14 protein-coding genes and 1 pseudogene are annotated in these 11,919 nt (G+C 66.7%); 8 read left to right on the top strand and 7 right to left on the bottom strand.

Annotated features, from left to right (window positions below):
- Nucleotides 1–550: 550 nt before the first annotated feature.
- A complete protein-coding gene (locus tag AC5Y39_RS13600; protein ID WP_500017884.1) occupies nt 551–1,054 on the top strand; it encodes a toll/interleukin-1 receptor domain-containing protein in 504 nt (167 codons plus the stop codon).
- Nucleotides 1,055–1,061: 7 nt separating this feature from the next.
- Here the strand turns inward: AC5Y39_RS13600 and AC5Y39_RS13605 are convergent, their stop codons facing one another.
- The 4 genes from AC5Y39_RS13605 to AC5Y39_RS13620 all read right to left on the bottom strand — a co-directional run bounded on the left by AC5Y39_RS13605 (nt 1,062) and on the right by AC5Y39_RS13620 (nt 3,490).
- Nucleotides 1,062–1,382 (bottom strand): hypothetical protein, encoded by a 321-nt coding sequence (locus AC5Y39_RS13605; RefSeq protein ID WP_500017886.1) that lies wholly within the window; start codon nt 1,380–1,382, stop codon nt 1,062–1,064.
- Nucleotides 1,379–1,756 (bottom strand): Gp19/Gp15/Gp42 family protein, encoded by a 378-nt coding sequence (locus AC5Y39_RS13610; RefSeq protein WP_500017888.1) that lies wholly within the window; start codon nt 1,754–1,756, stop codon nt 1,379–1,381. The genes AC5Y39_RS13605 and AC5Y39_RS13610 overlap by 4 nt, the downstream gene beginning before the upstream one ends.
- A 217-nt stretch (nt 1,757–1,973) precedes the next feature.
- The gene (locus AC5Y39_RS13615; protein ID WP_500017890.1) at nt 1,974–2,261 is read right to left on the bottom strand and encodes a hypothetical protein; all 288 of its coding nucleotides are present in this window, start codon (nt 2,259–2,261) and stop codon (nt 1,974–1,976) included.
- A gap of 236 nt (nt 2,262–2,497) precedes the next feature.
- Nucleotides 2,498–3,490 (bottom strand): MOSC domain-containing protein, encoded by a 993-nt coding sequence (locus AC5Y39_RS13620; protein WP_500017892.1) that lies wholly within the window; start codon nt 3,488–3,490, stop codon nt 2,498–2,500.
- A gap of 277 nt (nt 3,491–3,767) precedes the next feature.
- On the opposite strand from AC5Y39_RS13620, the gene AC5Y39_RS13625 reads away from it, so the two are divergent.
- A complete protein-coding gene (locus tag AC5Y39_RS13625) occupies nt 3,768–4,640 on the top strand; it encodes a hypothetical protein (RefSeq protein ID WP_500017894.1) in 873 nt (290 codons plus the stop codon).
- Here the strand turns inward: AC5Y39_RS13625 and AC5Y39_RS13630 are convergent.
- Nucleotides 4,637–4,948 (bottom strand): annotated as a pseudogene (locus tag AC5Y39_RS13630) (GreA/GreB family elongation factor); the annotation flags it as partial. The gene AC5Y39_RS13625 and the pseudogene AC5Y39_RS13630 overlap by 4 nt on opposite strands.
- Nucleotides 4,949–5,307: 359 nt before the next feature.
- On the opposite strand from AC5Y39_RS13630, the gene AC5Y39_RS13635 reads away from it, so the two are divergent.
- Nucleotides 5,308–5,625 (top strand): DMT family transporter, encoded by a 318-nt coding sequence (locus tag AC5Y39_RS13635; RefSeq protein ID WP_500017896.1) that lies wholly within the window; start codon nt 5,308–5,310, stop codon nt 5,623–5,625.
- Between the two features lie 158 nt (nt 5,626–5,783).
- Nucleotides 5,784–6,533 carry an SDR family oxidoreductase gene (locus AC5Y39_RS13640; RefSeq protein ID WP_500017898.1) on the top strand — a complete coding sequence of 250 codons (750 nt, stop codon included), beginning with the start codon at nt 5,784–5,786 and terminating at the stop codon, nt 6,531–6,533.
- Nucleotides 6,534–6,540: 7 nt separating this feature from the next.
- On the opposite strand, the gene AC5Y39_RS13645 is transcribed toward AC5Y39_RS13640, so the two are convergent.
- Nucleotides 6,541–6,831 (bottom strand): WhiB family transcriptional regulator, encoded by a 291-nt coding sequence (locus AC5Y39_RS13645; RefSeq protein WP_500017900.1) that lies wholly within the window; start codon nt 6,829–6,831, stop codon nt 6,541–6,543.
- A gap of 351 nt (nt 6,832–7,182) precedes the next feature.
- Between AC5Y39_RS13645 and AC5Y39_RS13650 the strand changes: the two genes are divergently transcribed.
- From AC5Y39_RS13650 to AC5Y39_RS13660, 3 genes are all read left to right on the top strand, one after another.
- On the top strand, nt 7,183–7,968 hold the full coding sequence (locus AC5Y39_RS13650) for a hypothetical protein (protein WP_500017902.1): 786 nt from the start codon (nt 7,183–7,185) through the stop codon (nt 7,966–7,968).
- 82 nt (nt 7,969–8,050) lie between these two features.
- Nucleotides 8,051–8,623: a sigma-70 family RNA polymerase sigma factor gene (locus tag AC5Y39_RS13655; RefSeq protein WP_499911410.1), complete on the top strand. Its 573-nt coding sequence runs from the start codon at nt 8,051–8,053 to the stop codon at nt 8,621–8,623.
- Nucleotides 8,616–9,749: an anti-sigma-D factor RsdA gene (locus tag AC5Y39_RS13660; RefSeq protein WP_500017904.1), complete on the top strand. Its 1,134-nt coding sequence runs from the start codon at nt 8,616–8,618 to the stop codon at nt 9,747–9,749. The genes AC5Y39_RS13655 and AC5Y39_RS13660 overlap by 8 nt, the downstream gene beginning before the upstream one ends.
- A gap of 7 nt (nt 9,750–9,756) precedes the next feature.
- Here AC5Y39_RS13660 and AC5Y39_RS13665 read toward each other — a convergent pair whose 3' ends face one another.
- Nucleotides 9,757–10,161, bottom strand: a complete 405-nt coding sequence (locus AC5Y39_RS13665) for a DUF5319 domain-containing protein (RefSeq protein ID WP_499911414.1) — start codon at nt 10,159–10,161, stop codon at nt 9,757–9,759.
- Nucleotides 10,162–10,320: 159 nt separating this feature from the next.
- On the opposite strand from AC5Y39_RS13665, the gene guaB reads away from it, so the two are divergent.
- A complete protein-coding gene (gene guaB / locus AC5Y39_RS13670) occupies nt 10,321–11,886 on the top strand; it encodes an IMP dehydrogenase (RefSeq protein ID WP_500017906.1) in 1,566 nt (521 codons plus the stop codon).
- Nucleotides 11,887–11,919 lie beyond the last annotated feature (33 nt).

The raw sequence follows: 11,919 nt of genomic DNA on the forward strand, positions 1-11,919 counted from the left end.
GCACCCCCGGCCTCATGGCCGGGGGTGTTCTGTCTCAGCGATCCGGCTGCTTAGACAGTTCTCCTCAAGAGATCCGGCGGAGGGGGAGGGAGCCGCTGTCGAGCGGCGAAAGTGGGCCAGTACGGACACTGCTGGCTGACAGCAGGGCGCGTATACCACAATTCCGCGACGTTTCTCATCAGCGACACGCCCTCCGATCAGAATTTCAGAGATGTCATACACAACATGTTGTGGTGTTTTTGAATGTCGGACACTAGGTGTAGTGTTTGGTGAGATTGGTAACGCCCGATCATCATCACGTCGAACTAGCCGGTAGGAGCTGAACATGAGTAGGTGCACAGCACCCGTCGAGGGCCATCGGTCAGCGTCGGCGGCCGCGAGGTGTCCGGCATGCCGAGGACGCCGTTCGTACGGTCGTTCGTCCTACTCCACGCCGACTTACCCGCGGCGCTCTTACTCCGCACCGGCGTACCAGCCGCGAGCCGGTATCGGTTCCGGGGGGTCATCCGGCAGCCGGGTGCGGCCGAGGTGGTCGCCGAGCAACTCGTCCGTGACCTACACCCCTCAGCAGGTGCAGGCCCTCGCTCCGGTACGTCAACAGATCGAGGCGCGTGCGCTCGCCTATCCCGACCTCCGCGATGGGTTCCTGTGCCACGCATGGGATGACCGGCGGGGCGTTGCGAAGGAACTGCACGACCTGCTGGAGGCAGCGGGCGTGTCGGTCTGGTTCAGCGAGAAGGACATCCTTCCAGGCGTCCCGTTCCTTCGTGCGATCGACAAAGGTCTGGCGAACTCACGTATCGGGTTCGTGATGGTCACCCCCGCGTTGATGACGCGCATTCAGGCCGAGGGAGTTGCCGACAAGGAACTCTCCGCGCTCTTGGCGGGCAATCTCCTGGTTCCCGTAGTGCACGGCATCACCTTCGACGAAGTTCGAGCGGTCAGCCCCCTGCTGGCTTCGCGGAACGGTTTCGATACCGGCGTGGACTCGCTGGAAGTCATCGCCGTCAAGATCGCGGAGTTGGTCGACTTTACGAGGCCGGTAGACGCCTAAGAGCGGCCTACCTCCGCACCATGACGTGCTCGACGTGAGCCGTTCGGCGGCTGCCGTTGTAGATCCTCGGCTCCCCGTCGATCGCGTACCGCTTGCCGTTCCACTCTACGGCGCTCTGAGCGCCGAGCAGATCGGGGTAGCCGATCATCCTCAGTCGGTACTTCGAAGTGGTGCCCTCGCCGTCCTCGGTCGATGACAGCGGTTGCACGACCGCACGGGACAGGACTCCGACCGTGCCGGGTGCGGTGATCGTGTTGCCGTCCGAGTCGGTCCTGACGACCTCCGGGAAGGCGGTCACGGTCTCGGTTCCTCGGTCGAGAAAGCTCACGACGCACCTCCGAGGTTCGGCGCGATGGAGAACATGCGGCTCGGCTTGATGCCGAGCGTCTCCCATTTCGAGGCCAGGAACTCGAGTCGGCCGGAAGCCGTCTCGCGGTTGAACTGGTAGCTGTAGGTGCCGTCCGACTCCGAGGCGTACCCCTCGGGGTTGCGGATGAGCCTCAGCACAGCCTCGCCCTTAATGTCGATCACGTCTGCCTCGTCCTGCTCGCCAGCGGCGATGCGCTCGGCGAGGTCCGGGACTCTGCGGAGAATTATGCGCTCAACCTGAGCCAGTCGGCGCGTGACGAGCGCCGTGTCCTCCGTGCTCAATGTCTTGCCGTGGACGGCCTCAATGTCTGCGGCCGTGGCGTAGGTGCTCATCTGACGGCCCTTTCTAGGTGGTCGAGCAGGGCGGCGGTCGCCGGGTTGGCGAGTTGTCCTGCGGCTTGCTTGGCGCTCATGTCTCGCAGGAAGTCCGCGTCCGAGCGCGGATCGCGGCTCGTCAGTCGTCGACGAAGGAAGTCGACCATCCGGAGATCGGTCTTGTTACTGACCTGAGTCTGTTTGTGTCGCTTCGTCTTTCGTCCAGCTCTGGACATCAGTCCTCGGCCTCCGCGAAGTTCATCCGGCCGAGCAACTGCGCCAGGAGTCCGCGCTGGACGCGGGCCTCTGCGATGAACGGGGAGATCACCGGCTGTCCCATGCTGCCCTTCACGGTCAGCGGGGCCTCGGCGGCTGCCTCGTCCAGTTCGGCGATCTGATCGGCTGTTTTGCACGCCTGAAACAGCAGTTCAAGCCTGTCTGGCTCGTTTTCCAGGTCGAACTCACCTGTGATTTTCTTCCACAGGGCAGTACCCTGTGCCTGCAAACCCGCAGGTGTACGCATGTTTCTCCTCTGCTAACTGACTCTCGAAAAATAGGGGCTTATCGCTCGCAAGATTCGGCACCCGCTAACCGACCGGTCGACAGGGGGGCGGGAGGGGATCCTCCCTGCGAAGAACGGGCGCAAAAAGGGGGGATCTGTCGGGGTTGCAAGCAAGAATGGCTCAGTATGGTGCCGACACGGCATACGGAGCCTGAAGTCGAGGCAATTGAGCTTGCGCGGAGGAATCGCAGCCGCTGCTAGCGGGACAGCCGGTCCGCAGCCGCCGTCGCAAGTCCGAACGCCAACCGCTTCGTGCGCCGGGCGGCGTCATTCAGCAATCGCCGTGGCCGCGACGAAGCGACAGCGCGGACGGTGAATTGATCGCCAACTCTGACCGTGCCGGTGCGCTCGACACTGCAGTACACACCGAGGCACCTCTGGGCTCTGGCCGCCACTGCCCGGGTGACTTGCCGATTGACGTCCAGACCCGGTTGCGCGCGACTGGGAACGACGCAGCGCACCGTCGGCATCGAAACGTTCAGGGTGACGTCGCCGAACACGAGGTGCGCCCCGACCCACTGCGTCTCGGGGAGTCCGTCGTCCGAATCCTCCACGGCCACAAACACATTGGGCCGGAAACGGCGAACGTCGAGTTCGTCGCCGACATCCGCGCCGATGGTTGCCAAGCTCGTCGTCGACAGCACATGGACCGGCGCCAGGTCGACGAACGTTCCCGGCGGCGTGGAGTAACGGCCAAGGGTGAGAAGGTCGGCCATCGGAATCATCGACAGGTCCGGGAGCTTGTCCCCGTCGGCAACGCCGAAGTCCGAGCGCAGCGAAGTAGCCGACAGGCCGTCCGTCCGATGGTCGCGGCGCAGCCGATGCAAGCTCGTGTCGTCTGCCGGGGGCAGTGCCGTCAACCGCACCTCGCGGCCGGCCCACTCCGACAGCTTCGCGTGCACCTCGGAGTCGCTGCTGGACAGCACCGTACCGTCGGGGAAGGTGATGTCGACGTCGGGCACGTTGCCTGGGCCGGCGTCGGCCGGAACCTTGCGGGGATAGCGGGCCGTGGCGGTCAACAGCGCGGGCAGGCGGCGCGCCGACGCAGTGATGTCGCGTTGCAGGTCTCGCACAGCCCAGAGCCGATCGCCTCGCACTCCGCGAGCGCCGATCTCGGCTTGCTCGACCTGTTCCCCGCCGAGAGACTTGACCGGATAACGCCAGAGTTGGGCTACCTCGCCGACCGTCATCCTCATACATTAGGCGCGAACGCACTGTGATTTCGGCGCGCTGACGGTCGCAGAGGATGTTTTGCGCGCCCAATCGCGTCACGGCGCCGGGGGCGGGGGTGTTTCGTATCAACTGGATGACTGCACCATCACGTAATCGACGTGTGTGGTCCGCCCGGGAACCATTTCCCGCAACCGCGAGTTACCGTTCACCCAGGACAAGGGGGTGGCTGGTGATCTCATCGACCGGCACTAGCCCAAGTGGGGCTGTCGAGTGCGCAGTTCCATGATGGTGAGCATGAGCAAGTCGGGCGTCCTACGGGCCGTCGCGGGTGCAGCGCTGATCGTCGTATCCGTTGTGGGCTGCAACCCTCGGCTGATGCAGTCGTCACGGCCGATGGCGCCCGGTGAAGCGTCGCGCGTCAAGGTCAACCTGACCTACCAGCCGAGCGGCACGGCGGCGCTCAGCTGGGATCGGCAAAGCCGCAACGTCACCGCCAAGCTGCAGATCGCCGGCTTCGTGCCAAAGGGCATCTACGCGGCGGAGATCCACAAAGGCACCTGCGCCGCGATCGGCGACGTGGCAGTTTCGTTTCCGCCCGTGAGCGCCGACAGCGGCGGAACCCTCAGCACCACCGTGATCGGTGAGAAGCCTGCCCCGGCAGGGCTTCTTCCCGGCACCACGTTCACTGTGCGCCCGGTGGCAGGCGCGGAGCCCGCCGGTTCCGCCGACGCGAGCGCCGCGCCGTTCGCCTGCGCGGACATCACCGCCGCGGTCGTGACGGCCAATCTCAACCTGGCGCCCGTGGGCCAACGGCCAGAGGGCTGGGCGAACCTGACGTACAACGCGGGCAACAAGACGTTGATCGTGGCCACGGCCCTGAGCGGCGTGGCGCCAACCAGCGTCCACGCCCAGAGCATCGGACAGGGCACGTGTGCGGCCCAGGGCGCGGTGAAGTACCGACTGACCGATTTGGTCGCCTCACCCAACGGCACCGTCTACCAGACCACGGTCGTGCAAGACGTCGACCAGCCGCCGCCTTCCTCGGGCGGGTGGTATCTCAAAGTGCAAGTCGGGTCGTCGGCTCAGATCCCGTCGAACAGCCCGCCGACGCCCTTCGTCGCACCTATTGCTTGCGGAGACATCGGCAAGTCGGCGTCGACGTCCTAGTGGCTCTCCATGGCTTGAAAACCGTTGTCCTGGTACTCAGTTCGCCTCGCGGAGTGGATGCCGTAGGGCACGGCTTTGAGGAGCGTGACGGTCAGCTGCGCGCCGCTGGGCAATCTGTACGTGCGCCGCGCGCCCGGCCGGGCGCCGAGAACGGCAGCGCCAAGCGGTGATTGGATGGAGTACACCTCGATATCGCCGTACTCCGCGCCACGCACACCAAGCAGAAACGTTTCGGTATCGCCGGTATCGTTGTAGCGGATCGTCACGACCATTCCAGGTTCGGCGATGCCGTCGTCGGGCGGGTCCTCGCGGGACTTGCGGAGATATCCAAACTCTTTGTGCCGCAGTCATTTCGATCTCCTTTCGCTCGCTTGGTCGTCGCCAGGGGCGGGCTGTGTCGAGAGAGCGCCGCCCCTGACGACTTGGTGCACGCCGAGTGGTCTGGTCGATGCCGATTCAGCGCAAGAGTTCGAGCTTGCGCAGCGCTTCGGATTGCTATGTCTCGTCAACGTCCAGCGTGGCGTAGGTAGCCTCGGAACCGGTTGCCGGAACTGGACAACCGGACAGCTGTGCGTTGTCGTCCTGCGACAACGCAAAGGGGCGGTACAGAGCAGCCGACCTGAGATGAGAGCTGTCCTCGTGCGGCGGTACGCGTTCGGAGGATGAGATGGCCTGGGTGATCCTCGTGCTGTCCGGGGTCATGGAAGCAGTCTGGGCGGTCGCCCTGGACAAGTCTGAAGGATTCAGTCGCCTTGTGCCGTCCGTAGTGTTCGTCGCGGCGTTGGCGTTGTCGATGGTCGGCCTCGCGACCGCGCTGCGCCAACTGCCGCTTGGCACGAGTTATGCAATCTGGGTGGGGATCGGCGCATTACTCACCGTCGCCTACTCGATGCTGACCGGCGAAGAGTCGGCGTCGGCAATCAAGGTAGTGCTCATTCTCGCGATCATCGGCTGCGTCATCGGCCTCAAACTCGTCAGTCACTGAGCTCGCGATTGATCAGTGTGTCAACGCAGTAGTTGGGTTGCGCGACTTGATGTTCAGTGACGCAGCGCTCGCCGTGTCAAATGAAACCGCTGGATGTATCGGGCGGTGGCGTCCACTCGCCGCCGAGAGCTCGGTTAGCGTGTCAGCGGAGGTGCACCATGCGAGTTGCTGTCGCCGGAGCAACCGGCAACATCGGTGCCCGTACTGCCGCGGTTCTCGAGCGGCAGGGGCACGAGGTCGTCCGGATCAGTCGCGCCCTCGGGGTCGACCTGATGACGGGCGACGGGCTGGACTCGGCGCTCGAGCGGGTCGATGCGGTGGTCGATGCCATCAGCGCCCCGCCGATGAGCAGCGAGGAAACCCGCAATTACTTCGGCACGACCACGCGGAATCTTCTCAGCGCCGAACAGCGGACGGGTGTGCGGCACCATGTACTGCTGTCGATCGTCGGGATTCACCGAATCCAGGGCGGCAGTGCGCACTACGCGGGCAAGCGCGAGCAAGAGCGGTTGGTCGAAGAAGGGCCTGTGCCGTGGACCATCGTGCCCGCCACGCAGTTTCACGACTTCGCGGCGATGGTGTGTAGCTGGACCGAACAGGACGGAGTGGCGACGATCGCTCCGCTTCTGGTGCAGCCGATCGCGCCCGACGACATCGCCGAGGTGTTGGCCGAGGTCGCCGTCGGCAGGCCGCAGGGCCGCCACGTCGACGTCGCCGGTCCAGAGACCCAAGACCTCGTCGACATGGCGCGACGCACCAACGACGTTCGTGGCCGCGCGATCAAGCTGGTACCCACCTGGGCGGGTCCGTTCGACGAGTCGATGGCCGGCAGTGTGCTGCTGCCGAGTGAGAACGCGCGCATCGCCCCGACGACCTTCGACCAGTGGCTGGCAGCCGGCGCGCGCTAGCGGATCGTCAGGCGCTGCGGCGGATCCCCCGTTTCAGCAAGAGTTCGCGCTCGGATTCCGAAAGTCCGCCCCAGATGCCGTAGGGCTCTCCGACGGACAGCGCGTGCGCCCGGCACTGCGCGATCACGGGGCAGCGGCGGCACATCTCTTTGGCTCGCATTTCGCGTTGCGCCCGCGCGCGGCCACGTTCACCGTCCGGGTGGAAGAACATCGACGAGTCAACGCCTCGGCACAGGCCGTGCATCTGCCAGTCCCAGATGTCTGCGTTGGGTCCGGGTAGCTGTTGCGGCTGCGGCATGGAAAACCCCTCTCGCCGAGTCCAATTCGCGAAGCTTCACTGGACACTCGGGTGCGAAACGATCGAGACATGTCGCCGATGACCACTCGTGCTGACAAGGTAGGGGTGCTTACAAAAGGGCGTCAATAGCTACGTAGTGTGCGCAACTGCATAACAGCAGGCCCAGAATTTACATCACGTTCATCATTGCGACCCAACAACAACGATCGCCGTGCTAACCACGACCACGCAGACAGTGCCCGTCGACAGATTTGTGCTGTTGGGCTGACGGCTGTGTCGCGGCGGCATTCCACACGGCGGGCAGGCAGTTGACACGGTGTTAACACTTCGACCACAAACTGTTAACCACATATGAGCGATCCAGTGCTGGCCGCGGCGGCCTTCGGTGACCACCCGAGCCGCTGGCCGCTGCCCGCCGCCACCACGCCCCACGGCCACTGGCTGCGTGCCGTCGCCTCGGGCGGCCAGGGCCACTACGGCAGCGCCACGGCCGATCTGGCGGCCCTGCGTCGTGATGTCTCGCGCGGCCCTCTGGCCTCGCTGGCACACAGCACCCAGGCGTCGTTCATCCGCCAGCTCGGCGGGCACCGGGAGGCTCGGGCTTGGGATGGCCGGGCGCTGGCACTTGCCGGCAACGATCCACAAGCACGCGTCGACGCTCTGCTCGGGCTGGCCGCCGACGCCCTGGGCGTCGGCCGGTTCGCCGCTTCGGCAGCCCTGCTCGACCGGGCCGCGGACGTGCTCAACGGACCGTCGCTGCCGGCTCGGTTGCCGTTGCGCTGGCAGTGGGTGGCCGCCGAGTTGGCGATGGCCCGCGGGCACGGTGCACAGGCCGTCGAGCACGCCCAGCGCGCGGCCGAGTTGGCGTCCGCTCTACCGTCGGTGCGTCACCGCGTGAAGACCCAGGTCGTACATGCCGCCGCGCTCTGCAGCGCCGGCCGGATATCGCGCGCGCGCACCGTCGCCGTCGAGGCCCTCACCGCGACAGGCGAACTCAAACTCATGCCGCTGCGGTGGGCGGTGGCGAGTTTGCTGGCAGACATCGGCGGCGATACCGCCCCACGGGCCGACATGGTCGCGATCCGCGACGACTGCGCTGCCTTCGTGCGCCGCGCCGGTGGGGTTTGGCGTCGCTGAAGCGGTCGAACGTTGTTGGATCGTTATTGTCGTTAAGTCGCCGAGAAGCGCTCGGCTCGTAACGTTGGGGACGCCGTCGTCGATGACAAATTCGGGAGATCGCCTCGAAGCTGTCGTTGCTGACGCGGTGGCAGGTAATCGTGGCGCACTCCGGGAAGTGCTGGAGATCGTTCGGCCGATCGTCGTGCGGTATTGCCGCGCAAGGTTGGGGGCGGCGGAGCGGAGCGGTCTGTCAGCAGACGATGTGGCTCAGGAGGTGTGCTTGGCCGCCATCACGGCGTTGCCTCGCTACAGGGACCAGGGGAGGCCCTTCTTGGCGTTCGTGTACGGCATCGCGGCTCACAAGGTGGCAGACGCCCACCGGGCTGTCGCGCGCAACCGTGCCGAACCCACCGACGTCATCCCCGAACGCCCCACCTTCGAGGCCGGTCCTGAGCAGATGGCCCTAGACGCCGAAGCGTCGGCCCGGATGAACGCGCTGTTGGCCGTCCTGCCCGAGAAGCAACGCGAGATCTTGATTTTGCGGGTGGTCGTCGGGCTGTCGGCTGAGGAGACCGCTGAAGCCGTCGGCAGCTCGCCGGGCGCCGTGCGGGTCGCGCAGCATCGGGCGTTGACGCGGCTGCGCGAAGAGATGATCGGGGCGGGCTATGCCTGATTTCAATCGGCCCGCCGAACCCGACTTCGAGGCCGTCGTGCGCACCGATCGCTTCGTCGACGCGCTGTCGTCCGGGGCGCGGATGTCGCCGGTCGATCCGCTGTCGGCGATGCTCGGCGCGTGGCGCGACGAGGTCCGCAGCCGGCCCGACGCGCATGTCGTGACACTTGACCAGGCCGTCGCGGCGCTGGCAGGTACGCGAAAAGCGCCGCGCCGCAACCGCTTTGGGCTTGCCGTGGTAGGAGCAGCGGCGGCCGCGGTGCTGGGCGTCGGCGGCGTCGGCGCCGTGGTGTACGACGCCAAGCCCGGCGATTCGCTCTACGGCCTGCACACCATGCTGTTCGGCGAGTCGACCAAGACCCGCGACGACGCGGTGGTGCTGGCGGCGAAAACCGAGCTGGCACAGGTGCAGCAGCTGGTGCAGCAGGGCAAGTGGGACGAGGCGCAGGCGAAGCTGTCCACGCTGTCGTCCACCGTGCAGGGCGTCGACGACGTCGCGAGCAAGCAGCAGCTGGTCGAGCAATACAACGCGTTGACTGTCAAGGTGATTCAGCGTGATCCCGAGGCCGCGCTGCCGCCGCCGGGACAACCGTTGCCCCCGCTGCCGTCGTCGCCGCTGACCCTTCTGCCGGTGCCCGCGGTGGAGGTGCCCACGACGTCGTCGCTGCCGCCGAGCACACCGGGCGAGTCCACGCCGCAGCCGACGCCGACGACGACAGCGCCGACGAGTCCGTTGCCGACGACTCCGCTGCCGACGAGTTCGGTGCCGACCAGTTCGCTGCCGACGCCGACTTCCAGGCCGACGGGTTCGTCGTCCACCGCGACGTTGCCGGCACAGACGCCCACCGGTCCGCTACCGACGCCGAGCGCACAGTTGCCTACGCCCACGGGTCCGGTGCCGACGTCTCAGCTGCCGCGGGCCGGCAACCCGCAACCCACCGCGACAGCGTCGGCGACCGCGGCTCCGTCGCCCACGGCGAAGGCGACCCCGACGACAGCGGTACCGACAACCAACTCGACGTCGGCGCGGTCGCTGCCCACGCCGTCCGAGGCGTCAGCAACCACGCAGTCCCAAGCAGCGCCGACGACCTCTCCGCAAACGTCAGAGGGTCCGATCGTCCGCTAGCGGCGGCTCAGCGGTAGTTGTCGGAATCAGAAGTCGCCTCGTTCAGCGAGGCGTCCGCATACCCGCGGCAGTAATCCCAGGTGACGTAGGCGTCGGGCTCCGGATCATAGGCCGGCTCATGCGGCCGCACGGTGCCGTCGACAAGCAGCTGCAACAGGTTGGCGCGCAGCATGTCCCAGTCGTGGTAGTGATCCTGTTGGCATTCGTCGCACGACACCACCAGGCCACGAATTCCCTTGTGCGCCAACAACGCCTCGTACACCGCGAGGTCGGCCAGGTCGGCTTCGACCGCGGTGCGCTCCTGCGGATCCAGCGGCTGACCGGGCTCGATGGCGTCCAGTGCGGCCGACGGGTCCAGCGGATCGTCGGCAAAGGGATCGGGCGGCAAACCCGGCGGGAGATGGTCGCGCACGCCTCTACATTACGGGGACGGTCCGATATTCCGCCAGCCGCGGTGGCCCCGCAGCGGTGCCTGCGCACCGCCCCCAGCTGGGCCCGTGCGCCGCCCGCAGCGCCGGGTCCGTGCGGATAGGATGGGCGCCTAGCCCCCGGCGCCGATGGAGGCCTTTCCATGTCGATCACAGACGGCCGTACCACGGTGAGTTCGGCTGCTCCGCTTCAGGACGACACGCCGGTGCCCACCGGCGGTGACGACCCGAACAAGATCGCCATGCTGGGGCTGACCTTCGACGACGTGCTGCTGCTGCCGGCCGCCTCCGACGTCGTGCCCGCCGCTGCGGACACCTCCAGTCAGCTGACCAAGCGGATCCGGCTCAAGGTGCCGCTGGTGAGCTCCGCGATGGACACCGTGACCGAGGCCCGCATGGCGATCGCGATGGCCCGCGCCGGCGGCATGGGTGTGCTGCATCGCAATCTCGCGGTGGCCGAGCAGGCCGGTCAGGTGGAGATGGTCAAGCGGTCCGAGGCCGGCATGGTCACCGATCCCGTGACGTGCTCGCCGGACAATACGCTGGCCGAGGTCGACGCGATGTGCGCGCGGTTCCGGATCTCGGGCCTGCCCGTCGTCGACAACGACGGCGCGCTCGTGGGGATCATCACCAACCGCGACATGCGCTTCGAGGTAGACCAGAACAAGCGCGTGGCAGAGGTCATGACCCGCGCGCCGCTGATCACCGCCCGCGAAGGCGTCTCCGCCGACGCAGCGCTAGGCCTGTTGCGGCGCAACAAGATCGAAAAGCTGCCGATTGTCGACGGGCAGGGTCGGCTGACGGGGCTCATCACCGTCAAGGACTTCGTCAAGACCGAACAGCATCCGCTGGCCACCAAGGACAGCGACGGCCGGCTGCTGGTCGGCGCGGCCGTCGGCACCGGCGACGACGGCTGGGTGCGCGCGATGACGCTCGTCGACGCCGGCGTCGACGTGCTCGTGGTCGATACCGCCCACGCGCACAACCGGCTGGTGCTGGAAATGGTGGGCAAGCTCAAGGCCGAGGCCGGCGACAAGGTGGAGGTCATCGGCGGCAACGTCGCGACCCGCAGCGGGGCTGCCGCGCTGGTCGAGGCAGGCGCCGACGCGGTGAAGGTGGGGGTGGGACCCGGCTCGATCTGCACCACTCGCGTGGTCGCCGGCGTCGGGGCGCCGCAGATCACCGCGATCCTCGAAGCGGCCGCGGCCTGCGCGCCCGTCGGGGTGCCCGTGATCGCCGACGGCGGCCTGCAGTACTCGGGCGACATCGCCAAGGCGCTGGCTGCCGGCGCATCCACCGCGATGCTGGGCTCGCTGCTGGCCGGCACCGCTGAAGCGCCCGGTGACCTGATCTTCGTCAACGGCAAGCAGTTCAAGAGCTACCGCGGCATGGGGTCGATCGCCGCGATGCGCGGGCGCGACGACAACAAGTCGTTCTCCAAGGACCGCTACTTCCAAGACGACGTGCTCTCCGAGGACAAGCTGGTGCCCGAGGGCATCGAGGGCCGGGTGCCGTTCCGCGGCCCGCTGGCCACGGTCATCCACCAGCTGACCGGCGGCTTGCGCGCGGCCATGGGCTACACCGGCTCGGCCACCATCGAAGATCTGCAGCATGCGCAATTCGTGCGGATCACCGCGGCCGGCCTGAAGGAGAGCCATCCGCACGACATCACGATGACCGTCGAAGCGCCAAATTACTACAGCCGCTGAGGCACACTTTTCGATGAGCAACGCGCCGAGAGT

The sequence above is a fragment of the Mycobacterium sp. NGS39 genome, assembly GCF_059812765.1.

Coding starts and splice junctions, on each gene's coding strand:
- AC5Y39_RS13615 (WP_500017890.1), bottom strand. CDS start 2,261: ATGCGTACACCTGCGGGTTTGCAGGCACAGGGTACTGCCCTGTGGAAG.
- AC5Y39_RS13660 (WP_500017904.1), top strand. CDS start 8,616: ATGCCTGATTTCAATCGGCCCGCCGAACCCGACTTCGAGGCCGTCGTG.
- AC5Y39_RS13620 (WP_500017892.1), bottom strand. CDS start 3,490: ATGACGGTCGGCGAGGTAGCCCAACTCTGGCGTTATCCGGTCAAGTCT.
- AC5Y39_RS13650 (WP_500017902.1), top strand. CDS start 7,183: ATGAGCGATCCAGTGCTGGCCGCGGCGGCCTTCGGTGACCACCCGAGC.
- AC5Y39_RS13635 (WP_500017896.1), top strand. CDS start 5,308: ATGGCCTGGGTGATCCTCGTGCTGTCCGGGGTCATGGAAGCAGTCTGG.
- AC5Y39_RS13655 (WP_499911410.1), top strand. CDS start 8,051: ATGACAAATTCGGGAGATCGCCTCGAAGCTGTCGTTGCTGACGCGGTG.
- AC5Y39_RS13625 (WP_500017894.1), top strand. CDS start 3,768: ATGAGCAAGTCGGGCGTCCTACGGGCCGTCGCGGGTGCAGCGCTGATC.
- AC5Y39_RS13640 (WP_500017898.1), top strand. CDS start 5,784: ATGCGAGTTGCTGTCGCCGGAGCAACCGGCAACATCGGTGCCCGTACT.
- guaB (WP_500017906.1), top strand. CDS start 10,321: ATGTCGATCACAGACGGCCGTACCACGGTGAGTTCGGCTGCTCCGCTT.
- AC5Y39_RS13610 (WP_500017888.1), bottom strand. CDS start 1,756: ATGAGCACCTACGCCACGGCCGCAGACATTGAGGCCGTCCACGGCAAG.
- AC5Y39_RS13645 (WP_500017900.1), bottom strand. CDS start 6,831: ATGCCGCAGCCGCAACAGCTACCCGGACCCAACGCAGACATCTGGGAC.